The 24,142-nt window shown below is 63.9% G+C and carries 24 protein-coding genes and 3 pseudogenes; 10 read left to right on the top strand and 17 right to left on the bottom strand.

Translation table 11 applies throughout. The features are described from left to right. Positions 1 to 49: 49 nt before the first annotated feature. Positions 50 to 619 carry a TetR/AcrR family transcriptional regulator gene (locus tag MSIMFI_RS05725; protein ID WP_191496471.1) on the bottom strand — a complete coding sequence of 190 codons (570 nt, stop codon included), beginning with the start codon at positions 617 to 619 and terminating at the stop codon, positions 50 to 52. Positions 620 to 638: 19 nt separating this feature from the next. Between MSIMFI_RS05725 and MSIMFI_RS05720 the strand changes: the two are divergent. Together MSIMFI_RS05720 and MSIMFI_RS05715 are read left to right on the top strand one after the other, a co-directional pair. Continuing rightward, positions 639 to 1,241 (top strand): annotated as a pseudogene (locus MSIMFI_RS05720) (oxidoreductase); the annotation flags it as partial. 4 nt (positions 1,242 to 1,245) lie between these two features. Beyond that, positions 1,246 to 2,190, top strand: a complete 945-nt coding sequence (locus MSIMFI_RS05715) for an alpha/beta fold hydrolase (RefSeq protein WP_191496470.1) — start codon at positions 1,246 to 1,248, stop codon at positions 2,188 to 2,190. Here the strand turns inward: MSIMFI_RS05715 and MSIMFI_RS05710 are convergent. From MSIMFI_RS05710 to MSIMFI_RS05695, 4 genes are all read right to left on the bottom strand, one after another. Further along, positions 2,150 to 2,626 (bottom strand): hypothetical protein, encoded by a 477-nt coding sequence (locus tag MSIMFI_RS05710; RefSeq protein ID WP_224770093.1) that lies wholly within the window; start codon positions 2,624 to 2,626, stop codon positions 2,150 to 2,152. The genes MSIMFI_RS05715 and MSIMFI_RS05710 overlap by 41 nt on opposite strands. Positions 2,627 to 2,639: 13 nt before the next feature. Next, complete coding sequence (locus MSIMFI_RS05705; protein WP_191496469.1) at positions 2,640 to 4,235, bottom strand: FAD-binding protein; 1,596 nt, start codon at positions 4,233 to 4,235, stop codon at positions 2,640 to 2,642. A gap of 95 nt (positions 4,236 to 4,330) precedes the next feature. Then, on the bottom strand, positions 4,331 to 5,674 hold the full coding sequence (locus tag MSIMFI_RS05700) for an aromatic ring-hydroxylating oxygenase subunit alpha (protein ID WP_191496468.1): 1,344 nt from the start codon (positions 5,672 to 5,674) through the stop codon (positions 4,331 to 4,333). Between the two features lie 12 nt (positions 5,675 to 5,686). Continuing rightward, positions 5,687 to 7,447 (bottom strand): N-acyl-D-amino-acid deacylase family protein, encoded by a 1,761-nt coding sequence (locus MSIMFI_RS05695; protein WP_191496467.1) that lies wholly within the window; start codon positions 7,445 to 7,447, stop codon positions 5,687 to 5,689. 191 nt (positions 7,448 to 7,638) lie between these two features. Here MSIMFI_RS05695 and MSIMFI_RS05690 point away from each other — a divergent pair, with 191 nt between their 5' ends. Beyond that, positions 7,639 to 9,087 (top strand): FAD-dependent monooxygenase, encoded by a 1,449-nt coding sequence (locus MSIMFI_RS05690; protein WP_191496466.1) that lies wholly within the window; start codon positions 7,639 to 7,641, stop codon positions 9,085 to 9,087. A gap of 125 nt (positions 9,088 to 9,212) precedes the next feature. On the opposite strand, the pseudogene MSIMFI_RS05685 reads toward MSIMFI_RS05690, so the two are convergent. The 3 genes and pseudogenes from MSIMFI_RS05685 to MSIMFI_RS05675 all read right to left on the bottom strand — a co-directional run. Further along, positions 9,213 to 10,496 (bottom strand): annotated as a pseudogene (locus MSIMFI_RS05685) (acyltransferase family protein); the annotation flags it as partial. 160 nt (positions 10,497 to 10,656) lie between these two features. Continuing rightward, positions 10,657 to 11,097, bottom strand: coding sequence for a DUF5078 domain-containing protein (locus MSIMFI_RS05680; protein WP_191498044.1), 441 nt, complete (start codon positions 11,095 to 11,097; stop codon positions 10,657 to 10,659). Between the two features lie 250 nt (positions 11,098 to 11,347). Further along, positions 11,348 to 11,725, bottom strand: coding sequence for a hypothetical protein (locus MSIMFI_RS05675; protein ID WP_224770092.1), 378 nt, complete (start codon positions 11,723 to 11,725; stop codon positions 11,348 to 11,350). A 204-nt stretch (positions 11,726 to 11,929) separates the two neighbouring features. Here MSIMFI_RS05675 and MSIMFI_RS05670 point away from each other — a divergent pair, with 204 nt between their 5' ends. The 3 genes from MSIMFI_RS05670 (at position 11,930) to MSIMFI_RS05660 (ending at position 15,028) form a co-directional block, all read left to right on the top strand. Next, complete coding sequence (locus MSIMFI_RS05670; RefSeq protein ID WP_186241005.1) at positions 11,930 to 12,979, top strand: ABC transporter permease; 1,050 nt, start codon at positions 11,930 to 11,932, stop codon at positions 12,977 to 12,979. Between the two features lie 2 nt (positions 12,980 to 12,981). Beyond that, positions 12,982 to 13,974, top strand: a complete 993-nt coding sequence (locus MSIMFI_RS05665) for an ABC transporter ATP-binding protein (RefSeq protein ID WP_191496465.1) — start codon at positions 12,982 to 12,984, stop codon at positions 13,972 to 13,974. A gap of 160 nt (positions 13,975 to 14,134) precedes the next feature. Beyond that, a complete protein-coding gene (locus MSIMFI_RS05660; RefSeq protein WP_191496464.1) occupies positions 14,135 to 15,028 on the top strand; it encodes a fructose bisphosphate aldolase in 894 nt (297 codons plus the stop codon). Positions 15,029 to 15,143: 115 nt separating this feature from the next. Here the strand turns inward: MSIMFI_RS05660 and MSIMFI_RS05655 are convergent, their stop codons facing one another. Beyond that, a complete protein-coding gene (locus tag MSIMFI_RS05655; protein WP_191496463.1) occupies positions 15,144 to 16,565 on the bottom strand; it encodes an RtcB family protein in 1,422 nt (473 codons plus the stop codon). Between the two features lie 13 nt (positions 16,566 to 16,578). Continuing rightward, the gene (locus MSIMFI_RS05650) at positions 16,579 to 17,001 is read right to left on the bottom strand and encodes an archease (protein WP_191496462.1); all 423 of its coding nucleotides are present in this window, start codon (positions 16,999 to 17,001) and stop codon (positions 16,579 to 16,581) included. A 285-nt stretch (positions 17,002 to 17,286) separates the two neighbouring features. On the opposite strand from MSIMFI_RS05650, the gene MSIMFI_RS05645 reads away from it, so the two are divergent. Next, entirely contained in the window at positions 17,287 to 17,517 is a 231-nt protein-coding gene (locus tag MSIMFI_RS05645) for a DUF1918 domain-containing protein (protein ID WP_085250371.1), read from the top strand. 12 nt (positions 17,518 to 17,529) lie between these two features. Here MSIMFI_RS05645 and MSIMFI_RS05640 read toward each other — a convergent pair whose 3' ends face one another. From MSIMFI_RS05640 to MSIMFI_RS05630, 3 genes are all read right to left on the bottom strand, one after another. Then, positions 17,530 to 18,648 carry a CapA family protein gene (locus tag MSIMFI_RS05640; RefSeq protein ID WP_191496461.1) on the bottom strand — a complete coding sequence of 373 codons (1,119 nt, stop codon included), beginning with the start codon at positions 18,646 to 18,648 and terminating at the stop codon, positions 17,530 to 17,532. Between the two features lie 78 nt (positions 18,649 to 18,726). Beyond that, complete coding sequence (locus tag MSIMFI_RS05635) at positions 18,727 to 19,188, bottom strand: DUF5709 domain-containing protein (RefSeq protein ID WP_191496460.1); 462 nt, start codon at positions 19,186 to 19,188, stop codon at positions 18,727 to 18,729. 67 nt (positions 19,189 to 19,255) lie between these two features. Further along, the gene (locus MSIMFI_RS05630; RefSeq protein WP_191498237.1) at positions 19,256 to 19,399 is read right to left on the bottom strand and encodes a hypothetical protein; all 144 of its coding nucleotides are present in this window, start codon (positions 19,397 to 19,399) and stop codon (positions 19,256 to 19,258) included. Here MSIMFI_RS05630 and MSIMFI_RS05625 point away from each other — a divergent pair. Beyond that, positions 19,373 to 19,777: pseudogene (locus MSIMFI_RS05625) on the top strand (acyl-CoA-like ligand-binding transcription factor); the annotation flags it as partial. The gene MSIMFI_RS05630 and the pseudogene MSIMFI_RS05625 overlap by 27 nt on opposite strands. 6 nt (positions 19,778 to 19,783) lie before the next feature. Here the strand turns inward: MSIMFI_RS05625 and MSIMFI_RS05620 are convergent. Continuing rightward, the gene (locus MSIMFI_RS05620) at positions 19,784 to 20,242 is read right to left on the bottom strand and encodes an ATP-binding protein (RefSeq protein ID WP_191496458.1); all 459 of its coding nucleotides are present in this window, start codon (positions 20,240 to 20,242) and stop codon (positions 19,784 to 19,786) included. A 59-nt stretch (positions 20,243 to 20,301) separates the two neighbouring features. Further along, positions 20,302 to 20,682 (bottom strand): STAS domain-containing protein, encoded by a 381-nt coding sequence (locus MSIMFI_RS05615; RefSeq protein WP_186241016.1) that lies wholly within the window; start codon positions 20,680 to 20,682, stop codon positions 20,302 to 20,304. Positions 20,683 to 21,041: 359 nt separating this feature from the next. Here MSIMFI_RS05615 and MSIMFI_RS05610 point away from each other — a divergent pair, with 359 nt between their 5' ends. Next, positions 21,042 to 21,653, top strand: coding sequence for a hypothetical protein (locus tag MSIMFI_RS05610; RefSeq protein WP_191496457.1), 612 nt, complete (start codon positions 21,042 to 21,044; stop codon positions 21,651 to 21,653). Positions 21,654 to 21,666: 13 nt separating this feature from the next. Here the strand turns inward: MSIMFI_RS05610 and MSIMFI_RS05605 are convergent, their stop codons facing one another. Then, a complete protein-coding gene (locus MSIMFI_RS05605; RefSeq protein ID WP_186241019.1) occupies positions 21,667 to 22,497 on the bottom strand; it encodes an alpha/beta fold hydrolase in 831 nt (276 codons plus the stop codon). A gap of 62 nt (positions 22,498 to 22,559) precedes the next feature. Between MSIMFI_RS05605 and MSIMFI_RS05600 the strand changes: the two genes are divergently transcribed. Beyond that, positions 22,560 to 23,165: a TetR/AcrR family transcriptional regulator gene (locus tag MSIMFI_RS05600; RefSeq protein WP_186241020.1), complete on the top strand. Its 606-nt coding sequence runs from the start codon at positions 22,560 to 22,562 to the stop codon at positions 23,163 to 23,165. On the opposite strand, the gene MSIMFI_RS05595 is transcribed toward MSIMFI_RS05600, so the two are convergent. Then, a complete protein-coding gene (locus MSIMFI_RS05595) occupies positions 23,140 to 24,105 on the bottom strand; it encodes a LysR family transcriptional regulator (RefSeq protein ID WP_191496456.1) in 966 nt (321 codons plus the stop codon). The two genes, MSIMFI_RS05600 and MSIMFI_RS05595, sit on opposite strands and share 26 nt — an antisense overlap. Positions 24,106 to 24,142: the final 37 nt, after the last annotated feature.

Here is a 24,142-nt window from a genome sequence, read left to right as displayed (position 1 = left end):
GACCTTACTGATGGCAGTGGCATCGGGCACGCTCGCCGTCGGGTCGGGTTCAAGATCGGCTTGCCCGAAGGCCGTCGAGGGCCACATCGGTCACCCGCTCGGCTATGTCGGCGTTATAGCCCTGCATGGCTTGACACCCGACCAGCAGCGCCTTTACGTCATGCACGTCCACGTCCCGCCGTGCGGTGCCGGCATCCTGAGCGGCGCGCAACAGATCGGCGAGCAGACCCAAGTAGTCCTCCTCGGCCTGGGGGACTGCGCTGTTGACATCGATCCCGACACCAGCCAGTGCCTCGACGAGGCCGCGGTCCGCTGCGCCCCATTGCAGCACCATCGACCGCAGGAACGTAAACAGCGCCTGACCCGGCAGCTCGGAGTCAAGCAACGCGTAGCCCTCGTCGATAATGCGACGCATCCGGTCGGCGATCACCGCCTGAAACAGCGCTTCTTTGGTCGGGAAATGCCGGTACACAGTGCCGGCACCAACTCCTGCGCGCCGAGCAATCTCATCGATCGGCACTGATAGTCCCTCGGCGGCAAAGGTCTCGTAGGCAACCTCCAGGACGCGCGCCCGGTTACGAGCAGCGTCGGCGCGTACCGGCCTATCGCGCTGCACCAAGTCGCAACCTCCTAGGGCATTGCTAAACGGGGCGCTCGTTCCGTATAGTCCGAGGAGTCAAGCGGAGCGCTCGCCCCGTTTAGTGAATCATAGCGAGGAGTGGCTCCTGCTTGATCGATTGTTGCCGGTCGTGGGCTCGCGGGTGGTGACAGTCAGTAGCATTGGCCACCGTATCCGCGCCGCAATCCACTTCGACGACCTGCAGCGGGAACGCCGCTACAGCCGGGTCGGGGCCTACGGGCAATCCAAGCTCGCCAATCTGCTTTTCACCTATGAGTTGCAGCGTCGACTGGCCCCAAGCGGGACCACCATCGCGGCGGCCGCCCACCCGGGTGGCTCGAACACCGAGCTGATGCGCAACCTGCGCCGATTGCTCGCCGCGGCGAGCGTGCTCATCGAGCCGTTGGCTCAAGACCCCGGCATGGGTGCTCTGCCGACCTTGCGTGCCGCCACCGACCCTGCCGTGCTCGGCGGCCAGTACTTCGGGCCCGACGGCTTCGGTGAAATTCGCGGCTACCCGAAGGTCGTGGCATCCAGCGCCCAGTCTCACGACACCGGGCTGCAGCGACGGCTGTGGGCGGTCTCCGAAGAACTCACCGGGGTGGTCTATCCGACACAATGACGCGATGCACCGATTTCTGTTGACCGCCGGATTGCTGCTTGCGCTCGTGGGTTGCGGCGCCGAATCGGTAAACAGCGGCCGGCCACCGGCATCGGGCGCGGCGGGCGACTTCAACGGGCCGGTTGAGATCGGCAACGGGCGGCACCTCTACCTCGAGTGTCGCGGAAAGGGCGGCCCCACCGTCATTTTGGAGTCCGGCTACCACGACTCGTCCGATCCATGGACCGAGTCCGACGCCACGGCGCCGGCGGTAGGTCCTGCGGTACTGCCCAGCATTGCCGGCGACCACCGTGTCTGCGCCTACGACCGGCCCGGCGCATTGCGCTATTCCAATCCGCCTAGCATTTCCGACCGCAGTTCACCGGTTCCAATGCCACGCACCGCGCGGGACGTAGTCGGCGACCTGCATGCCTTGCTCGCTGCCGCACATGTGCCGGGCCCCTACGTCCTCGTCGGGCATTCGCTGGGCGGGCTGTTCGCCCGGCTGTATGCGCAGACATACCCCGATCAGGTGCGCGCAGTAGTGTTCGTCGACGCCTTTCCCGTCGAGATACCGAGCCTGATGGGTTCGGACTGGCCGGCTTATCGGCAGGCATTGGATGGACCCTTGCCGCAATTTGCGAACTCGTCGTCGTTCGAAATAGTTGATATCGATAGGAGTGTCGCCGAGGTTGCCGCCGCTCCGGCGTTCCCGCCCATCCCCACCATGGTCCTGACGAAGACCGAGCCGTTCGCGATTCCCCCGACCGTTCCGGACGCGCTGGGTGCGAAGTTGGAACAGGTATGGCAGGAAGCGGCGACAGACCTCGTGGCGCTGCGGCCACAAACACCGCACATCTTCGCGACTGGCAGCGACCACTACATCCAGGTCCACCAACCCGACTTGGTCGTGGCCGGCGTCCGTCTGGTCATGCAACGGGCTGCGCGTGAAGGTTTGTCGCGCCCTTGACATTCCGTAGTCCCGAGCAATTCACGCAGCCAATGCACCCCACGCAGTCGGTGCAGCGTACGCACCCGATGCAGGCAACACATCGTGTGCAGGCGATGCATGCCAGGCATGCCACGCATTCGCGGACCATCACGCATAAGACGGTCAGCAGGCTGACGATCACCGCGACGCTGCCCGCGGTGGCTGCCGAGCCTGCGACCGCGACGCTGCCCGCGGTGGCTGCCGAGCCTGCGACCGCGACGCTGCCCGCGGTTGCAATTGAGCCCGCCACCGCGACGCTGCCGGCGGTGCTAGCAGCCCCCGCCACTGCGACGCTGCCCGCGGTCGCCACCGATCCCGCGACCGCGAGACTGTCCGTGGTGGCTATCGAGCCCGCGACCGTGTCACTGTCGACGCCCACCGCCGAATCCGACGCCGAATCCAACGCAACTGTCATGGGCCTCATCATCTCAGCCGGATGCTGTCTGAGCGGCGTGCGTCCCGGCACGCCGACCGGCGAAGACGCAGTCGGCCAGCGATAACCCGCTGACATAGGAATTGGAGCAGATCCCGATTGCGGTGCGTCCCGCGCTGAATAGGCCAGGAATCGGCCTGCCGGATTCGTTGACCACCGCTCCGGTGTCTTCACTGACTCGGATACCGCCGAGGGTAAGCATCGGCGTGGGATTGAGCAGGCTTCGCCGTACCGAGATGTTCAGGAGCGTATACGGCGGCTGCGAAATGGGACGAACAAATTCGGCGGGTTTCCCGGCTGGGTCCGGCGCCTCGGAGTCAAAGGCGTCGTTGTGTGCCTTGACGGTCTCCGAGAGTCCTTCCGGATCAATGCCGGCAGCCAGTGCGACCGCACGCAAGGAGGGAGCCTTTACCGAGTCCGCGTAGATCAGCGCCGTGGACTGCGCGCGCTGAAACCACAATGGCTGCTTGATCATTTGGCGTCGGGCCTCTCGCATCAGCGCGGCATCGGCGAGCAGCCATCCGTTACCACCGTGGTCTCGCACCATGGCTTGCCCGACCGCCGCGCCATATCGACTCTCATCGATGATGCGCTGCCCCAGCTCATCGACGATGATGGCGCTGATGAATGCACTCGGCGGCGTAATGAAGCGCCAAGCCGAAATGTTGTCCATCCGCTCTACGACCGCTCCAGCGCTCTGCGCAAGCGCGATGCCGCTGCCATCGTCACCGCTGGTCCCCAGTTGCAGCCCGTTTGAGTATTGCGGCGCAAACCGTTGAATCCATTCGGTATTCGCGATAAAGCCACCGGCGCAGATGATTACCGCGCGTCGCGCGTTGATCCGCACGGGCCGTGCGTAGCGTTGCTCGAGCTTGCGGAGGCGGTGTTCCATCAACCGGCGCAGCGGTGGGTAGTAGATGCCAGGTTTGGCCGAAAGGGCCGCCGTCTCGGCATACAAGCGGCGGATACGCGGCGGCGCGTGGTTCATTGTCATGGCGTCCACCCCGGTAACCCGGCCGGAGGAATCCTGGACAAGCCGCGTCACAACCGTGTGCGGCCGAAGCCGAACACCAAGGGCCAGTGCAGATTTAGCTAGAGGCCCGTACAGCTTCTTACCGGATGTCCCCCTTCCCTTCACGCGATGTCCGCGCTGCACGGGCGGGGTGTGGCAGCGGAATGCTCCGGCGTTCTCGTTGCCCGAGTGATACAGGTAGTAGCGATTGTTGGGAAAGGATGTCTTGTAGGGACACAACGTGGAATCGAACGGGACGCCGTACTTGATCAGCCAGTCGATCATTTCCGGGCTGTCGCGCACGAATGCTGCCAACGTCGCCTCGCTGACGGCGTCGCCCACCTCGAGGCGAAGGTAGGTCAGCATCTGCTCGAAGCTGTCGCGGACGCCGGCCTGCCTCTGAATCGTCGTACCGGCGCCGGCGTAGATAATTCCGCCCGACATTGCGGTGGCCCCGCCGCCGTTGGCGCGGTCTAGCGCGATGACCTCCGCACCATGTTCGCGGGCGGCGATAGCCGCGCACGCACCTGCCGCACCAAAGCCGACCACCACAACGTCGGCGGATTCGTCAACGGTCACGGGATCTAACTGTAGACAGCCCGCGAGTGTGCGTGTCTGCACACCGACGCGCCGTAGAACCTGTACAACTGTGAACACTCGCGGCCACTGGCCACTTAGGTCTTCACCGAGGGGCCGCCGTCAGTCATCCGCTCCGGCTCCGGCAGGTCGAGGTAGTGCTCGAGGTTGCGGTGCATGTTGATCACGCGTCGCTCCTCACTCGACAGCACGAGGTGGGTGAAGCCAGGCTGGTGCAGGCCGCGCTGTAATCCCGGGAGCAGCTGGATGTCCTGCGTCAGAACGACACCCGGCTCGGCTTCCGTGGCAGACATTCGGATGTCCGTCGGCTTGGTGTGCGGTGCGCCGGGCGGCAGCCGCGTCATCAGGAACATGACCATCTCGCCATGATCGGGATCGGGCCCGGGCCGCGAGCACATGATCGTCAAGTGGTCGGCGTTGGCCAAGAACGTCATGTTCGGGAACACGTTGTACTGATGCAGCCGGGTAATCCGGTCGGTGTCGGCCCAGTCGAGATCGACTCCGCGCGTTACCGCAAACGCCCTGGTGCGTGCCGCAATCACATCCTGAACCGTCTGCCCGGGAAGGCGTTCGTCGGCGGGGAACGGCGTGCCTTCGGCTGCACCCATAAGCGCGCCTTGCGTGTAAACGTAGGCGTCCCAAACCTCTTCGTCGCTCAACGCGCCGTCAAAGCGTGGACTCTGGACGCCGTAGGGCTGATCTGACTTGCCGGTGTGGCCCCAGATACGTTGTGGTGCATGGATATCGTCGACGCAGCGCAGTAATTCGGGATGCAGGGTCTGAATGTGATAGGTCTCGCTGTAGCCGTCCGCGATGGTCTTCCAATTGGCTTCGACCTCGACGGTGAGCGTGGCGTAACAGCGGAAGTCGCCGAGGTTGCACCAGGCGATGTCGTCGGGCACCTGCTCCAGGTACTCAAGCAACGGCGCCGCGTTGACGTCGAGGTTAATGAAGACGAGACCCTCCCACACCTCGACCCGCGCCGGCACCAGTGGGAAATCCGACATTCGTAACGAGCCGAAGCCCTTGCGGTTGGGCACGCGCTTGAGCACACCGGCCAGATCCCAAGTCCAGCCGTGGTAGCCGCATTTGATCTCGCGCAGTCCCGAGCCCGACCCCACACATAGCGAATTGCCGCGGTGGCGACAGGCATTCTGGAATGCGCGCAGTACGCCGTCGTCACCGCGGACGATCAGTACTCCGTATGGCCCACAGCGGTATTCGAAGTAGTCACCCGGTTGCCAAACGTGGTCGACCATGCAGGCGATCTGCCACACCTTCGGCCACATCCGTTCGGTCTCAAGCGCGGCGAACTCCGCAGAGTAATAGCGCTCGGCCGGCACCAGCGTCGGGGACACGGGCGGCGTGCCGATCGCGTCCTCGTCGCGGGTGCGGGCCGGATTACCGGCAGCCACGTCCATGGGCCGCTGTCCTTATCGCGCGCCGCGCACCAGGCGGCCGGGGCGTGCCCCGGTGTCGCGACCGTTGCGACGGGTCACCGTTCCGCTGACAATCGTCGCCGCGTATCCCCTTGCACCCTGCAGGATTCGGCGCCCACCTGCCGGCAGGTCGTAGGCCATGGCCGCGGGATGCAGTGTCAATGCGTCCATATCGATCACGTTGATGTCGGCCTTCTTGCCAACCTCGATCGTGCCGCGGTCGGTGAGCCCGAACAGGTGTGCCGTATCGCGGGACTGTTTACGGATCACATATTCGAGCGACAGCTTCTCGCCGCGGTGACGGTCGCGCGCCCAATGCGTTAGCAGGAAGGTGGGATAGGAAGCGTCGCAGATCATTCCGCAGTGCGCGCCCCCGTCGGACAGGCCCAGCACGCCGGCCGGGTGCAGCATCATCTCCCGGATCGCGTCGTGGTTGCCGTCGGCGTAGTTGAACAGCGGCAGCATCAACATGGCGGTGGCATTGGACTCGAGCATGAGGTCGTAGAGGGTCGCCAGCGGGTCCTCGCCGCGCGCCCTGGCAATCGCGGCAACGGGGCGATCGGGTGTTGGCTCGTAGTCTGGCGGGGCACCGAGCGCATAGAGACGTTCCAGCGAATGCTGCACGAAGGCGAACATTCCGTCGAACAACACGGTTGGGTCGATGGGCAGGTCGTCCTCGGACAGGATCGCGGCCTTGACCACGGGGTCGGTGAGGCGCTCCGCGAGCTCTTCGCGGCCGCATTCCTCCTTGAGCCGGCGGTAGGTGGGCCGATGGCTGAAGCCGTGATGCCCTGCAAATCCGATCATCATTCCGAAAGGACGCGCCGCGATCTGCGGATACAGTCGACTGCCTGCCGCGTGTGCATCGGCCGAGAGGTCCAGCTGCTCTCGCCACAGATTCGGATCGGCATCCACCTGAATGAGAGCGAACGAGAGCGGTCGGTCGATTTCGCCGCCCAACCGGCGCATCCATTCCAGTTCCTTCTTCGGGCCGACGATGTCCTCGCCCGCGGCGCCCTGCGGGGCCAGCTCGAAGACACCCTGACCACCGGCTGCCATGGCACGGCCAAGGCCGAACAGCTCTTCCTCGGCGGCGAACGTCCCGGGCACGGGTTCGCCATCCATCGCCCGGTGGGCCAGCGTGCGGGACGTCGAAAAACCCAATGCACCCGCTTCCATCGCTTCGGTGACCAGCCGGCTCATTGCGGCAATGTCGTCGGCCCTAGCGGGTTCGTTGCGGGCGCCGCGCTCGCCCATCGCGTAGGCGCGAACCGCGCCGTGGGCGATCTGGCTGCCGACATCGATCGAAAACTGCTGCTTGCCAATCGCATCGAGGTACTCGGGATAGGTCTCCCAGCCCCACGCGATTCCCTCGGTGAGTGCGGTACCGGGAATGTCCTCCACACCTTCCATCAACTTGATCAGCCAGTCCTCGGTACCGGGCCGCACGGGCGCGAAACCGACGCCGCAGTTGCCGGTGACCACCGTCGTGACCCCATGACCGCTGGACGGCTCGAGCATGCTGTCCCAACTCACTTGACCGTCGTAGTGGGTGTGGATATCGACGAAGCCAGGCGCTACCACATGACCCGTCGCGTCAATTGTCTGCGCCGCCGCGCCGGCCAGCGTGGGATCGTCGGCGCCGCGGCGGCCAACCTCGATGATCGTGCCGTCCTTGATTCCGATGTCGGCTTGAAAGCGCGGCGCGCCGGTGCCGTCGACGACAGTGCCGCCGATGATCTTCAGGTCGAACATGACTTCCTCTGAATCTTTCTTGGTCGCCTGGCTGTGACGCGAGACGGGGCGGCAAACCCGGATTGAATCGTTATTACGCTACGCGTAGTAGCGTATGTCTTAACCGTATGCGTCACCGGCTATCGAGTCAATGAATCGCAAAATGCTATTGGTGCACAGGGGGCCTACGAGTCATCACGGCTGGAGGGTGGATGCCTGAACATGCTGTTGTGATCGCAGGCGGCGGCCCGACTGGGCTGATGCTGGCAGGCGAACTGGCACACGCGGGAGCCGACGTCGTTGTGGTCGAGCGACGCACCGCGCGCGATCTGACTGGTTCGCGCGCTGGTGGCCTGACGCCGCGAACCATTGAGGTGCTCGATCAGCGCGGCATCGCCGACCGGTTTCTCTCCGAAGGCACCGTCGGTCAATATGGCCACTATTCCGGGATATTCTTCGACGTCTCCGAATTGGCGACCCGCCACAATTACGGGCTCGGACTGCTGCAATACCGCGTCGAGAAAATCCTTGCCGAGTGGACCGCCGAGCTGGGCGTGCCGATTCGCTACGGCCGTGTGGCGACCGGTTTCACCCAAGACCCCACCGGTGTCGACGTCACACTGTCGGACGGGACGACTCTGCGAGCCACGTACCTCGCGGGGTGCGACGGAGGCCGCAGTCTGATCCGCAAAACGGCCGGCATCGCATTCCCCGGATGGGATCCGTCGACCAGCTGCCTGGTTGCCGACGTCAAGATGACCGAGGAGCCGCCCTTGGGGCTGCATCGAGAGGGCGGATTTCACTCGTTCTTCGAGTTCGAAGGCGAAGACACCGTGCGGGTGATGGTGACAGAACCGCACGTCGGAAACACCGGTGAACCCACTCTGGCCGACATTAGCAATGCGCTCACCGCTGCGCGTGGCACCGATTATGGATTACGCAGTGCCACTTGGATTTCCCGCTTCACCGATGCAACACGGCAGGCCGCAACCTACCGCGACCGGCGTGTGCTGCTGGCCGGAGACGCTGCGCATATCCACTTTCCGATCGGCGGGCAAGGTCTCAACACGGGGATACAGGACGCGGTGAACCTGGGCTGGAAACTGGCGCAAGTCGTCAACGGCACATCCGGTGAGGAACTGCTCGACACGTATCACGCTGAGCGACATCCCGTCGCCACCCGGGTGCTGCACAACACAATGGCCCAAACCGCACTCAACGGGCCCGGTGAACGCGTCGACGCACTGCGCGACACCGTGGCCGAACTGCTCAGCATGAAAGAACCTCGCACGCGGATCGCCGAAATGATGTGCGGTCTTGACATCCATTACGACTTCGGCGAGGGCCATCCGCTCCTTGGTCGCCGCATGCCGGACCTCGACCTGGGTACCTCCGACGGTTCCACGAGGCTGTTCACGCTCCTGCACCAGGCCCGCGGCATACTTCTCAACTTCGGTTACCCGTGGGATTTTGACATCACGCGCTGGGCCCATCGGGTATCGGCACTCGACGCCCACTACACCGGAGGCTGGCAACTCCCGGCGTTCGGCGAGGTTGCAGCCCCCGATGCGGTATTGGTCCGACCCGACGGCTACGTCGCTTGGGTAGGGGACGGCACCACCAAAGGACTACCGGAAGCGCTCGACAAGTGGTTCGCATAAGCCGCACCGCGATCGGCAGGCATCGCGGGTAATGCGTTCCACTGCACTGGATTTGGCGAAATGCTGGAAACGGACCCTTGGGGAGAGGCGAGCGGCCTGGTCGACGTGAGCTGTGGCAGCACCGCGGCAAACGATCTAGCGGCGACGAGCGCGGCGACCATCACCGCGACGCAGACAAGTCCCTCATCTTTGAGTCCCCACTTCACCGAAGCCAAGGTCGCAACCCCCGCCACGCATAGCAGTACGCCGGCTGCCGTGCCCCGCCAGAGCGAGGTGGTTGCGGCGGCGCCATCCCAGCCGGGTAGCGGTTTGTTCTCCAGGGGCCGCAACGCCGTAAACAGCACTGCGATGAGGGCGGCCATGATGACCAGCTGCGCCGCGCTGATCACGACGAAGTGCTGCTGGTCGGGAAAGCGCGGATAGCCCAGGTCGTCGAAGACCAGATGCACGCCCAGTAGCGCAGGCATGTGCCAGAGGTACAGCGTCATCGCCCCGGAATTTCCTACCGCGGTCCACCACCACACACGTGGCCGCCGCGCCCATCTGGCGATTGCCGGCGCGGCTGCGATTGCCAACGCGCTCAGAATGATTGCGTGTCCGGCCAACAGCAGCGAGGGCGGGCTCATATTTGGGAAATGCTGGCCTTCTACGCCGACCAGGCTCATCTCATAGGGTCCCCAGCGCAGTAGTGCGACGTCGACAGCCAACAGGGCCACGGCTGTACCCAGCGCGGCGCGGCCGGTGAGCAATTGGCGGCGGTAGGCGATCCCGAACATGCCGGGCACGAGCCACACCGCCATGTTGAGATAACCGAGCGGCGTCGTGGCGGGCCAGTGCAGCCGGACCGCATCCACGATTGCGACCGCCCCGTAGACCGCGACGACGCCAGCGGCGAGGCGGGCCGATGTGGTGATTCGCCGCAACAACGGCATCGCGGCCAGCACCAGAACATAGGCACCAAGAAACCACAACAATTGAATGCTGATGCCGGCAATCGGCTCGTACACGTGCCGGGGCAGCACCGGGCACAGCACGGTCAGCGCGATCGCCCAGAAACCGAGGTAGTAGAACACCGGTCGAAACAACCTGGTGCAGCGTTTCATCAGCCAGCCGCCCCAGTTGGTGCCCGGCCGCCACGACGCCTCGCACGCCGCAACACCGGCAAAAAAGAACAGCGGCATGATCTGAAAAATCCAGGTCAACGCCCGAAATGTGGCCGAGGTAGTAAGCAGGTTGTCCCAGATGAGCACGCCATCGCGGATAACGCTGGTTGCCATCACGGTGTGGCCGATCACCACGCCGATCAGGGCCGTGATCCGGATGACGTCGATGGCGCGGTCGCGGTCGATCGGCGTGCGTGCGGCAAGTTCGGTGGGACCGGGAAACGAGCCGGGAAATGGGCCGCGCAAACTCCTCGGCGTTGCGGTCGCGGAAGGTTCGTCGGATTTCACCCAGGAAGCATCGCTGACCCGCCAGCCCACGCGCCTGCGTAGTTTTACTCGTCTTGCGGAAGATCCCGAAGATCCCGAAGATCCCGAAGATCCCGAAGATCGCGAAGATCCCGAAGATCTAAGCCCAGTTCCACACCGACATGTCGCCGGCCGGGTAGTTGTTGCAGACGTCGGTGGACTTGGCGACGACGCCCTTGTTGTTGAAAAAGATCTTCATGTGGTTGGGCCAGGCGAACCACAGCGGATCGCCGTTGTAGAAGTGTTCGGAGTAGTCCCGACGGTCGGCCGGGCTGAGCGAGAAGAACCAGTGCGCCTTGTCTTGGGTCGCCTGCTGGACGTTGGGGTGGTTGTTGTAGTCGATCATGTAGCGCTGGTAGTAGACCGGGCTGGTGTCCCTGGTGGCCGCCAGGATCTGTTCGGCGTCGCAGGTGGTGGCGATCATCCTGCGCGGTATCGGAAAGTCCTCCGTGGAATCGGCGGCGGCGATCTTGGGCTCGGCCGCGGCGCCGATGACGAGGATCACCAAGAGGGCCCCGAGAAGGGCTACATAGAGGGCTATGGATACCGGGCCGGATCGCGACCCCAAGACTCTATTGCGCACGGCAGGAGATCCTCTCGATCAAACTGATTGGGGCTAAGTGGTTTCCGCTCGACCGACGTCAGTTGCAGGTTTGTGAGCTGAATTTAGCCGCGTGATCTCGACAAGGCCATGGACATAATCACCGGTGCAACCCCACCGCTTTCGACAGTCTGCACAAGCCGAGTTTGTCAGTGCCGCTCCCATTGTTTCTGGGAACAAGGGTGATTCACTACGGCGACGACTGCTGGGTCAGGTTTACGAAGACGTAGGCCATGCAAAAAAGGAAGTTCAGCACGACGAGGACCAGGCCCGCGAATATGGCCATGCGTGTGCTGCGGCGCTTTAGTTGATTGAATTTCGCGACGCGCTTTTCATGAACTAGCTGGGTCGCTATGAAAGCAAAATTGACGTTCGTCAATTCGCAGGCGGAGGCGGGCACGCCCGCCAGCATCTGTTGCAGGCGCCCCGGCGGGACTTTGACGCCGACGCCGACGAAGCGGCGGCTGAGCCTGCGAGCCTGCCTGTGACTAAGAATCTGATCTCGCATGCGGAGCTGATGCGAGAGGTACCGTCGTTCGTCGCCCCAGGGGTTCGACGGGGTCGCCACAAGGGGATTCTAGTTCTCTTGGGCGCTATTCGCGCGGTCCGTGACGATTTCCGAACATGTCGTCGAAAAAATTTCGCACCGCTCAACGAGCTACGCAGGCGTGGCCCCGTGATCGAGTTTGATCCCGGGGTTGGCCGCGGCGCACTGCTACGCAATGCGCGGAGACTCTGCCCGAAACGAGGTAGGCGTTGGTAGCGTCGGGGAATGCTGTTTGCTGCGTTGCGTGACATGCAATGGCGAAAGCGTCGCCTCGTCATCGCGATCGTCAGCACCGGACTGATCTTCGGGATGACGCTCGTTTTGACCGGACTCGCGAACGGCTTTCGAGTCGAGGCCCGGAACACCGTCGATTCGCTGGGTGTCGATGCATTTGTGGTCAAAGCCGGCGCTGCCGGACCATTCCTGGGTTCGACTCCGTTCCCAGACGTGGACCTGGGCCGAGTGGCCGCCACGCCCGGTGTCGTTGCTGCGGCCCCACTGGGCTGCGTTGGGACGATCATGAAGGAAGGTATGTCAGGGCGAAACGTCACGGCCTTCGGCGCGCCTGAGCACGGACCCGGAATGCCGCAGGTCTCGGAGGGCCGGGTGCCGTCGGGGCCGGGGGAGGTCGCGGTGTCCAGCACGCTGGGCCGGCGCATCGGCGACACAATTCAGATCGGTGCGCACACTTTGCGGATCGTCGGTATCGTGCCGAATTCGACTGCGCTGGCGAAAATTCCGAATGTGTTCCTCACGACTCAAGGCCTCCAGCAGGTGTCGTACAACGGGCAGCCAATGGTTACGTCGATCGGCATCGTCGGCACCGACCGACAGGTCCCGGACGGCTACCAGACCTACGATCGAGCGGGCGCTGTTAACGACCTGTTGCGCCCGCTGCGGGTCGCGGTGAATTCGATCTCGATCGTGGCTGTCTTGCTGTGGATCGTGGCGGCGCTGATCGTTGGATCGGTGGTGTACCTTTCCGCGCTCGAGCGCCTGCGCGACTTCGCAGTGTTCAAGGCGATAGGCACGCCGACGCGTTCGATCATGGCTGGACTCGCGTTGCAGGCGTTGGTCGTCTCGCTGGTCGCCGCGATCGTGGGTGTCCTCCTATCGAAGCTGCTCGCGCCGCTGTTCCCGATGATCGTCGCGGTGCCGGTCGGTGCGTACCTAGCGCTTCCGGGGGTCGCGATCGTGATCGGCCTAGTCGCCAGCCTCGCAGGACTAAGACGCGTCGTCGCGGTCGATCCGGCGCTGGCGTTCGGAGGTCCCTAGCGGTGGGCGATCTCAGCATTCAGAACCTCGTCGTCGAGTACTACAGCGGCGGATACGCACTGCGGCCGATCAACGGATTGAACCTCGACGTCGAAGCCGGATCGTTGGTGCTCTTGCTCGGGCCCAGTGGCTGTGGGAAAACGACGCTGCTGTCCTGCCTCGGCGGCATCCTGCGGCCGAAGTCCGGGGCGATCAAGTTCGAGGACGTCGACATCACGACTCTGGAGGGCCCCGCGCTGGCGAAGTACCGGCGCGACAAGGTGGGCATCGTCTTCCAGTCGTTCAACCTTGTGCCCAGCCTCAGCGCCGTCGAGAACGTGATGGTTCCGCTGCGATCGGCTGGGTGGTCGCGCGCTGCCGCGCGTCAGCGTGCCGAGGAATTGCTGACCCGCGTGAATCTTGCGGAGCGGATGAAACACCGACCGGGCGACCTGAGCGGCGGGCAGCAACAACGCGTCGCAGTCGCCCGCGCGATTGCGCTGGATCCGCTCTTGATCCTCGCCGACGAACCCACCGCACACCTCGACTTCATCCAGGTGGAGGAGGTGCTGCGGCTGATCCGCGAACTCGCCGACGGTGACCGTGTGGTGGTGGTCGCGACCCACGACAGCCGGATGCTGCCGATGGCCGATCGCGTCGTTGAGCTGGCACCAGATTTCGCCGACGCGAATCGCGAGCCCGAAACTGTGCAATTGAAGGCCGGTGAGGTGCTGTTCGAACAGAGCACGATGGGTGATCTGATCTACGTGGTGTCCGAAGGCGAGTTCGACATCGTGCACGAATTAGCCGACGGCGGTGAGGAATTGGTCAAAGTTGCCGGGCGCGGGGATTACTTCGGCGAGATGGGCGTGCTATTCCACCTGCCTCGCTCTGCGACCGTGCGTGCCCGCACCGACGCGACGGCGATCGGCTACACGGCGCAGGCGTTTCGTGAGCGACTCGGTGGAGGAGGTCTGCGCGATCTGATCGAGCACCGTGCGCTGCCCAGCGACTAATCGGCACTGGCCACGCGAGTTGTTCGACCCAGCGGCGCTGCGGCGGCCTCGGGGCCTGACGGCGACCTGGCCGTGCAGAGGAAGGCCGAATACGATCGGCAGTATTCGAGTCTGACTGTGGGGCGTCGCGTGTGATGGCCACAGGGGAGTGGAGAATTCCATGACGAACGAAAAGCAAGCGGACCGGATGACGTCGGGCAAGGGATTCATCGCAGCGCTCGACCAAAGCGGCGGCTCAACGCCAAAGGCGTTGCGCCTGTACGGCATCGAAGACAACGCGTACTCCTGCGAGAAGGAGATGTTCGACCTCATTCACCAGATGCGGTCGCGGATCATCACGTCCCCGGTGTTCAACGGCGAACGGGTGCTGGCGTCGATCTTGTTCGAGCAGACCATGGACCGCGAGATCGGGGGGCAGCCGTCGACCACCTACCTATGGGAGACCAAGGGGGTCGTGCCCATCCTCAAAATCGACAAGGGACTAGCTGAGACGTCCGACGATGTGCAGCTGATGAAGCCGATACCTGGGCTGGATGAGTTGTTGGAGCGGGCGGTGCGCAAGGGCGTTTTCGGCACCAAGGCACGGTCGGTGATCGGCGGCGCCAACGCTGACGGCATCGCGGCGGTGGTCGCCCAGCAGTTCGAGGTCGGCCGCCAGGTGTTGTCGCACGGCCTGGTGCCCATCGTCGAACCTGAGGTCACCATCTCGATCTCGGACAAGGCGCAGGCCGAGGACATCTTGCGCGATGAAATCACCAAGCAACTTGAAGCCGTGCCGCACGGGCAGGGCGTGATGCTCAAGTTAAGTTTGCCGAGCGAGGTCAACCATTACCGTGCTCTGGTCGAACATCCGAAGGTGATGCGGGTGGTTGCGCTCTCCGGCGGCTACTCCCGGGAGCAGGCCAACAAGCTGCTGGCGCAGAACACGGGAGTGATTGCCAGCTTCAGCCGTGCGCTGACCGAGGGGCTCCTCGTCGACCAGTCCGACGAGCAGTTCAACGCCACACTCGACAAGGCGATCCAGTCGATCTATGAGGCCTCCGTCGCCGGCTGAAACCACAGCACGCGAACAGTGAGCTAATCCTGCCATGCGCGAGCAGACGCAAAATCGCCAATTTCTGCGGCGTGTCGGATGCTTCTGCGTCTGCTCGCGCCGCCGCGACGCGTGCTCACCCTTTCACCACTCCCAGCGGGACAAGCCGGACGACCTTATAGGCGAGCCCAGCGCGGTGGCTGGCATCGACGACGGCGTCGACGTCCTTGTACGCCTCGGGCTTTTCCTCGGCGAGCCCCCGGGTGGACCTGCCCCGGACGAGGATCCCGCGTCGCTCGAGGACGTTGCGCAGCGCCGCGCCGCTGGTCTGGCGCGCGGCCAAGTGGCGGCTCTGCAGTCGGCCGGCGCCGTGAGCGGTGGAATCGAACGCAGGGTTGTCGGGGACTCCCGCGAGCACATAGGAGGCGGTGCCCATCGTGCCCGGGATCAGGACGGGTTGACCGACTTCCGCGAATTCGGCCGGTAGGTCCGGGTGATGCGGCGGCAGCGAGCGAGTCGCGCCTTTCCGATGTACGCATAAGGTGCGCAACCGGCCGTCGACAGGATGTGCCTCGATTTTGGCGAGGTTGTGTGAGACGTCGTACAAGAGATCTAGCGATGCGCCGGTGCGTGCTTCGAATACCCGGCGCGTTGCCTCGGTGAGTAGTTGCCGATTGGTGCGTCCGTAGTTCGCGGCCGCGGACATCGCCGCCAAATACGCCTGGCCCTCGGGAGAGCGGACCGGCACGCAGGCCAATTGGCGAGCGGACACCTGAATGTTGTAGCGGCTCATGGCTTTTTCCATCTTCTGGACATGGTCGGTGCAGATCTGGTGCCCCAGGCCGCGCGAGCCGGTATGAATCATCACGCAGACGGCGCCTTCGGCCAGGCCCATCTGGGCGGCCGCGGCAGTGTCGTAGATGTGGTCCACGGCTTGGACTTCCAGGAAATGGTTGCCCGATCCGAGGCTGCCGATCTGCCCGAGCCCGCGTTCGACGGCACGGTCGCTGATTGTGGCGGCGTCGGCACCCTCCAACGCGCCGCCGTCCTCGCAGCGCTCCAAGTCCCGGGCCACGCCGTGGCCCTGCTCCACGGCGAACCGGGCGCCCCCGGTCAACACCTCGTGCAGCAAACCGCGGTGCGGCAACCGCCACACGCCTCCGGTGCCCACGCCACGCGGTATTTCGCGGTCAAGATCGTCCAGCACCTCGCGGATCCGCGGGCGCAGCCGATCTCGGTCCAGATCTCGGCACACCAGCAGACGCACACCGCACGAGATGTCAAAGCCCACCCCGCCGGGTGAGATGACCCCTCCGGCATCGAGATCGGTTGCCGCCACGCCGCCAATCGGAAAGCCGTATCCCCAGTGGACGTCGGGCATCGCATACGAGGCGCGGACGATTCCGGGCAGCGCGGCGACGTTGGCTACCTGGGCCAGCGCCATATCGCTGGGTTCGTTCGGCAGGATCGACTTCGATGCGAACACGATCCCGGGCACTCGCATGTTGCCTTGTTGCTCTATCCGGAACCGATACGGAGTCTCCTGGACAATCTTCACGGGTCCGCCTCAATCACACATCAAGGGTCACCGAGCACCGCCAGCAGTTTTGGTCCAACGTCAGGCGAAGCTCGGTGAGCGACACCGCCTTGGGTACGGCACCCACTTGGGGAAGGGTGCCCGCATCCGCCATCGCGAAACACACCTCGACACCACCGTCGAAGTCCTGCAGATCAACATCAACGGGGGCTTCACAGGCGGTGTCAAGGCGGTAGATGACCTCGTCGAGCACGGCCACCAGCAGGTCGTCGTCCCGGTCGGCGACCAGCCGGCATCCGCGAGAGCGTTGTGGACGAGCCAAGGACATATCTAGGAAGCTTTCGACGGCGCCAAGCACCGCCTGCCTGATGCAGCCGTCGCGGGTGGGCGCCCACGCCTCGATCCTCAGATCCGCTGTTTGCGGAACCGTCCGATGCCCTGACGCCGTCTCCGCCATACTCTCTTTCTGGTCTACAGGTCTGGCACTCTGATGTTCAAGGGTCGGGACCACGGCGAGCTTGCAGTCCCCGGAGTATTTGTGCTGATCAACCCCACGTTTTGGCCGTCATCGTCCGGCCGCACGTGGCTAAAGTCCTTTGTCGAGTTATCATTTGACCCATATCAAGCGTCGGGGAACCTGTGCCCACAACACGTCTTTCGGCCGGGCCAAGGTGATGACTTATCACCCTGGTCGCGGCGCGATAAGCCGCTAATGATCGAAATCCGTGGGAAGGAGCAGGCAATGAAGGCTGACGTTGGCGACTGGCTGGTGGTCAAGGGCACAACAACCGAGTTGGCCGATCAGCGTGGGTTGATCATCGAGGTGCATGGGGAAAACGGTTCACCGCCGTACGTGGTGCGGTGGCAGGCTACCGGGCACGAGGCCACCGTGTTTCCTGGCTCGGATGCGATTGTCGTCACGGCCGCCGAACAACAGCAGGCGGACACGCGGCCGAAGTCGCGGTTCGCATAGGCGCGATCCGGGTCAACTCTTCGTCTGAGCGCCTCGGGCGAAGACCGCTAGCAATCCGTCTTGAGTTGCCACAACATCGATTCCGAATCGGCTACTGATGTGCTCCATTGTTTCGCGTAGCCACTCGGCGTCGGTCCCGACGATGTGCTCGAGGCGCATCTTCCGTACGCGTAGCGGCAGCATCCGCAGCGCGGTGAGTCCGCCGCCTCCGAGATCGATCGAGATCAGATATAACAGCCGCAATTCGGAGCGGTAGGACTCATGTCCGCCGATGCCTTCGTAGTCATCGATGACATCGCCGCAGCCGTAGAGGATCGGTTTGCCGCGATATATCTCGATCGGCCGAGGGTGATGTGAGGAATGCCCATGCACGATGTCGATGCCGGCGTCGATCAATTGGTGCGCGAACTGGATATCACTCACCCCCACTCCGTAGCCCCAGTTGGATCCCCAAGGCACCGAAACGACCGCAACATCACCGCTGCGCTTGAGCGGGAGTAGCCGTGCCGCGACATCGTCGGCGCTACTACGCGTCGTCGGATCCCGGATCAGCCACACCCCCGGCTGGTCGCGGTGCGCTGCCCATGATCCGGGAACCCCGCAGGATTTCATGCAAACCGAGCCGATGATCACCCGTTGGTTGCCGCGCGGCGTGATCACCGCGAGGCGCTGTGCGGCTTCCAAGTTGGGGCCCGCCCCGACGCCGTGGATCCCGGCTGCGGCGAGCGCGTCGCACGTGTCGGTCAAGCCACGGCGACCGAAATCGAGAATGTGGTTATTGGCCAGCGCGCATACATCGGGCCGGATCGCGGTCACCGCGGGGAGATTGTCTGGATGCAATCGATAGTGAACCCCCTTGCGGTCCGCGAATTCGCCACCGGCGGTGATCGTGGTCTCCAGATTGATCAGCCGCACATCGGGCGCAAGCTCTTCGAGGATCTCCGCGGCGTCACCCCAGGGCCATCCCCAGGCGACGGGGCGCGGTATGGGTCCGTTGGCCAGCTCGGCCATCTCGACGTAGCGGCGCGCATCGCGGACATAGGGTTCACGTAACGCCGGGTCTCCTGGATGCGGAAGGATCTGGTCGACGCCGCGTCCGAGCATGACGTCGCCCCCCAACAGGACTGTCATCACGTTGGGGTGATCGACCACGGTTGCAAGTCCCGTAACAGCCGCCCAAAGTCACCAGCGCCGCATCCACGTGCGCCGTCAGTAGTCCGCATCCTCGATGATGTGCACAGCGGCCTCCTCGGCGGACGCGGCGCCTCCGCTGATGCCGACGTCCTCGGCCAGCAGTTCTGCCTCGACGTCTTCGCCAAACCCATGGTCCGGTGCGATAAGTCGACCCGCTCGCGCGCGTCCCACCTCGCCTTGCGGTGGGAATTCGGCGTCACGTTCGGCCTCGTCGGATCGTTGCTGCTCATCTTTGTCGAACGCAACATTTAGCCGCGTTGCGGGATCCTGTACCTCCTCCGCAAGCAGCTGGTCCAAACTTTCACGCGAAGTGCCGAAGGAGCCACGTCCGTACAGTCGTTCGGGCGGCGAATATCCTTCGTCGAGTACGTCGTCGACGCCGCGGTCGATGAGGGTATCTGCTGGCTGGAGTTGGTCGTCGTCTTCCTCGCTGTATGCACCTGCCGATGACTCCATACCACTATCCGCAGTGCTCATGACTCAATGATTCCCCTCGTTGCACCGGGCTGCTTCCAGGAGTGCCCAGTCGTCCCAGAGCAGTTGGCTATCGCGACTGCTCGGTCGGCATTTCGTACCTGTCCTGGTAGGCGTTCACCCGCTCGCGTACTTCGGCGGCGTTCAGTCCGGTGTCCGACCAGGTGTAGCGGCCGCGGCCGCCATCTCTGTCGCTGAGGGCATGAATGCCCATTGGCTCGACCGGATCACTGCCGCACTGGCCGCGCAGCCGGAGATGCTGTTGGCCACCGAGGCCGTCGTCGGCGCGTTTCATGAACTCGGTCTTGGATTCGTTGAAATCGAGGGTCAGGTTCGTGAATTGGCCATGCTTATCCGGTCGTCGGACACGCTGGACGCGTGGACGCTACACATCTATGTGCGATACGAATTGGCGATTGCGGAGCTGATCGCGCCACGAATGCCGCAATTGGCCCCCCACGATCCCAGACCTCGTCTGATCGGGGCGCTGGCAATGGCCACGATACGCATCGCGCTGGACGACTGGCTTAGCCAAGGCGGTTCGCTACCCGAGCGGGTGCGCCAGGGTCTGGCCGCCATCACGATCACGTGATGCTGGTTATGCGGTGGATCTCGACGATTGCATCAGGTGGGTCCAGGTCAACGTGACGTGGGTTCCGTGTGGAGTGGCATCGATGGTCGCCTCATCGGCGAGTGCCCGCATCAACGGGATACCGCGGCCCCGGATCGAATATGGGGATGTTCCCACCGGGGGCGGTTCCGGAACCCGCCAGCGTCCGTGATCATTGACGGTTACCGCGAGGGTGTCGGAATCGAAGTCGTACGCTGCGTTGACATCCATTGTTCCGCCCTGCGGCGTGCCCGTATAGGCGAATTCGGCGGCGTTTGCAAGTGCTTCGTTCACCGCCAGCAGCAGGTCGCTAAAACGTTCCGCGCTGAGCGTGAAATGTCTTTGCAGCCAACTGCCGAACTCGACTCGGGTCTGAGTAGCGCTGAGTGCGTCCGCGGCAACTCGCATCCGCGAGAACCGCGCGGAGTCATCGAGGTAGGAAACCATGTACGGCCGATCATTACAGCGTCGCATCGTGTCATGCCGTATACCCGCCTCGGCGTGATTCACGCATCATCTGTGATTCCGCTGAGCGCGCTATCAAGTTTGCGGTACAACGGGACCACCGTGTCGATTCCCATGAGTTTGATCGGCCGACTGGTGGCCGCGGCGTCCGCGACGACCGCGAATCGAGTCTGCGGCAGTGCCTCAGCGTGAGCTGCAACCAGGACACTTATGCCGGCCGAGGCGAGGAATTCCACTTTCGAGAGATCAACGATCAGGGTCAGGGGCTTGGCGGCCAGCGCCGTGTCTATCGCCGCTTCCAGTTGCGGCGCAGTCAGCATGTCCACCTCACCTGAGACGGTGAGCACAACAGCGCGATCTACCTGGCGTTCCTCAATTCCAAACGCTCGCGAGTCGCCTGGAGCGCCGGACTGTTCAATCATGCCGTACCTCACATCCGTTGCTAGTGGCGAAGCACCAGTTGGCGGTCGACCACTGCCGGTCGAAGGGCTGCTAACTCAACCCTGTGGGAATCACATGCCTTCCGATGGAAACCCACTGCCGTCGAGCCTGCGCACGTGAGTCGAGGGGTAACGGCATCCCTTGACATTAATACGCGTCTCGGGCATGCCGCTCGGCAGGCATGGTGCGGTTGGCAACCGCCGCGCGATGATCGACAACCTGCATGCGCGCTCTCGATCATCAACCTGGTCACACGCGGAATACCCAGGGCTGCAATGATTTTCGATACAACTGAGCTTTCGGACGCGCGGTCCGGACGCGTGCTGATAGGGTCCGCGAGGTGGGCTGGTACGAGTGGTTGCTCATCGCCGGGGTTCTCTACACCGGAATTGGATCCGATCTGGGCCTCAATTGGTTTGCCGGCCTGATCACTGGCAAGCGGCTCCTGCCTGATGCGGGAAACGTCTTCGAGCGGCTGTATTACCGGGCTCACGCGGTCAATGACCCAAACATGCGCGGAACCCAACCGCTTGCCGGCCCGGCCGACAGGATCCCCGCATGGAATCACGCGCTCGCGGTTGGCAATGGCACCATCGTGATTGCGCTCGAGGTCTTGATAGTGATCGGCTTCTTCCGTATGGGCGCGACCGGTGTGGTGCCCAAGTTCGCGCTGCTGGCCGCGTTCGCGTGGCTAATGCGGAGCACCTGGGGCGAGATCGCATACTGGCACGAACTGACCCGCAATCAGGTGGCACCACTGCGGGGCCGTGCGCTCCTGTGGTGCTGGACGATAGGCATCCCGCAGGCTTTCTCCCCGTTCCTTGTCGCCGAGCGCTTCTACGGCGGGACGCTTGACTATGCTGTCGAGCCGTTACGGATAGCGGTGTTCCTCGCGATTCCGGTCGGTCTGATGGTGTTGACCCGGATTTCCTACCGCGGTCGCGTCTGGTGACGGTACTGACGGGCTAAGCCGACACCGCGATCGTCGACAGCAGATCGGCGAGTCGGTCGGGCTGGTCAACCATCGAGAAGGTCCGCGCTCCCTCAATCACCTCGAAACGGGCGTTCGGGATGGTCGCGGCCAGCCGTTCACCGTCGTCGAGCGCAAAGAATACGTCGTCGGCTGACCATGCGATAAGCGCGGGCTTGTCGAACTCGGGCAATCGGGCAGCGACGCCCATGGTGACTTCCCGGCGCAGCGACAGCGTGAACTGGCGTAGGTCCTCGGCGATCTCGGGATCGGATAGGCCCGGACGCACCCATGTCTGGACGAGATCGTCGATGTCGCGGTGCGCGAGGCCGGCATAGGCGCGTCGGCGCGCAACCGGTGCCCGCATCGCCTGGCTCACGGCCCGGAACAGCGTCTTCGATTTGGCTGCCAGGATCACCGGTTTGAGAACTGGTGGCGGAAAGTGTTCAAACGCATCGCAACTCGTGAGCACCAGCGCACCAAGACGCTCGGGGTGGTGCACGGCGACCAGTTGTGTGACCACGCCGCCGGTGTCGTTGCCGACGAGCACCACGTCCTCGAGGTCCAGGGCGGCCAGTACGTCGGCGACGATGCGGGCGACACCGGTGATGGTTCGGTCGGCGCCTGGGCGTAGCGGTTGTGGATGAGCGCCGAGCGGCCACGTGGGGGCGATGCAGCGCAGACCGCGCGCGGCAAGTCGTTCGCCGACCTGGCGCCACAGCTGACCACCCATTAGGTACCCGTGCACGAACACGACAGGCCTACCGCTCTCGGGTCCGGTTGCTTCGTAATGGATGGTTCCGCCACTAATGTCGATCGTCGACATAGGTATCCCCCAGCTCGATGTACAGTTACAAACAGTCTGCTCGTAACTTACCAACAGGTTGTATGGAAATCAAGAGACGCACCCAGGAGGAGCGCTCCGCGGCCACCCGCGAGGCGTTGATCTCGGCCGCTCGAAAGCTGTGGGGCTTACGGGGATATGCCGAGGTCGGAACGCCCGAGATCGCCAAAGAAGCTGGGCTGACCCGCGGTGCGATGTATCACCAATTCGCCGACAAGGCGGCTCTTTTCCGCGATGTGGTCGAGGCAGTCGAGCAGGACGTGATGGCCCGGATGGCCACCTTGGTTGCCTCCTCGGGAGCCTCGACACCTGCCGATGCGATCCGGGCTGCGGTCGACGCTTGGCTTGAGGTGTCCGGCGAGCCCGAGGTGCGTCAGCTGATCCTGCTCGATGCGCCCGCGGTACTTGGCTGGGCCGGCTTTCGCGAGGTCGCCCAGCGATACAGCCTGGGCATGACCGAACAGTTGCTCACCGAGGCCATCCGGGCCGGCCAGTTGACGCGGCAACCGGTGCGGCCGTTGGCAACCGTGATGATTGGCGCGCTGGACGAGGCCGCCATGGCCATCGCCACCGCCGACGATCCCAAGCAGGCTCGTCGCGAGATTAGGCAAGTGCTGCGCCGGCTCATCGACGGGATGCTCGACGCCTAGTGTCCGGAGACGCGAGTTGCGGATAGTGCTGGCTCAGATCGCGCAAGTATTGCGGTGCTGTCTGGGTGGCCACCTCGAGAAAGCAACGCACGCTTGGCGATTGGTTGGTGGAACGCCATGCCAAGGCCAGTGGACGGTGCGGAAGAGGGCCGTGTAGTGGGACGAACCGGACACCCTTGCGGTTGAGGTTGATGAATGACGTTGGTAGCAAGGCGGTTCCGGCCCCCGACGCCACCAACGCGAGAATCGTTTGGATGCGCGGAACTTCGTCGACAATGGGCGGCTCAATGTCGTGCAGCCGGAACAGCTCGACGACGTCGGCGTAGGTGGTGGCTGCCGCCGCGCGTGTCCACAGGATGATGGGTTGGTCTTTCAGTTGTGCCGGGTCGATCCGCTCGTGGGTGGCGAGTTCGTCGTCCGCGCACACCACCGCGGCAAGCGGGTCGTCAACCAGCGTCTGGATGGACAGCGACGGCTCATCGACGGGCCCGCGCAGGAAGCCGATATCGAGGCGGTGTTCGACCAGTTGGGCAACCTGATCGGCGGTGCCCAATTCGGTGAGTTCGAGTTTGACGTCCGGATATAGGCGTCGATGCGCCCGCATGATGTACGACAGCACGCCGTCGACCGCCGCTTGCAAGGCACCGATATGCAGATGGCCGAGATGACCGGCGGCCGCCCTGCGTGCGGCCGCAAACGCCCGCTCGGCGTGAGTGAGCGCGAGCCGAGCCTCCTCGAAAAGTGCGTTGCCGGCATCCGTGAGTTCGATCGGGCGCCGAGACCGATCGATGAGTTCGGCGCCCAGTTGGCGTTCGAGCTTTTGGATCTGCTGGCTCAGCGGGGGTTGCGCGATGTGCAGCCGCTCGGCCGCACGGCCGAAGTGTCGTTCCTCGGCGACGGTCACGAAATACCGAAGCAAGCGCAGCTCCGGATCGCTCATATGTGCAGAATATAATAGCTGTCCCAATATGTCTTGG

It is taken from the genome of Mycobacterium simulans (genome assembly GCF_900232995.1).
In the GTDB taxonomy this organism is placed as follows: Bacteria; Actinomycetota; Actinomycetes; order Mycobacteriales; family Mycobacteriaceae; genus Mycobacterium; species Mycobacterium simulans.
Note: the sequence above shows the minus strand (reverse complement) of the source record. Positions and strands in the feature narration are given on the sequence as shown.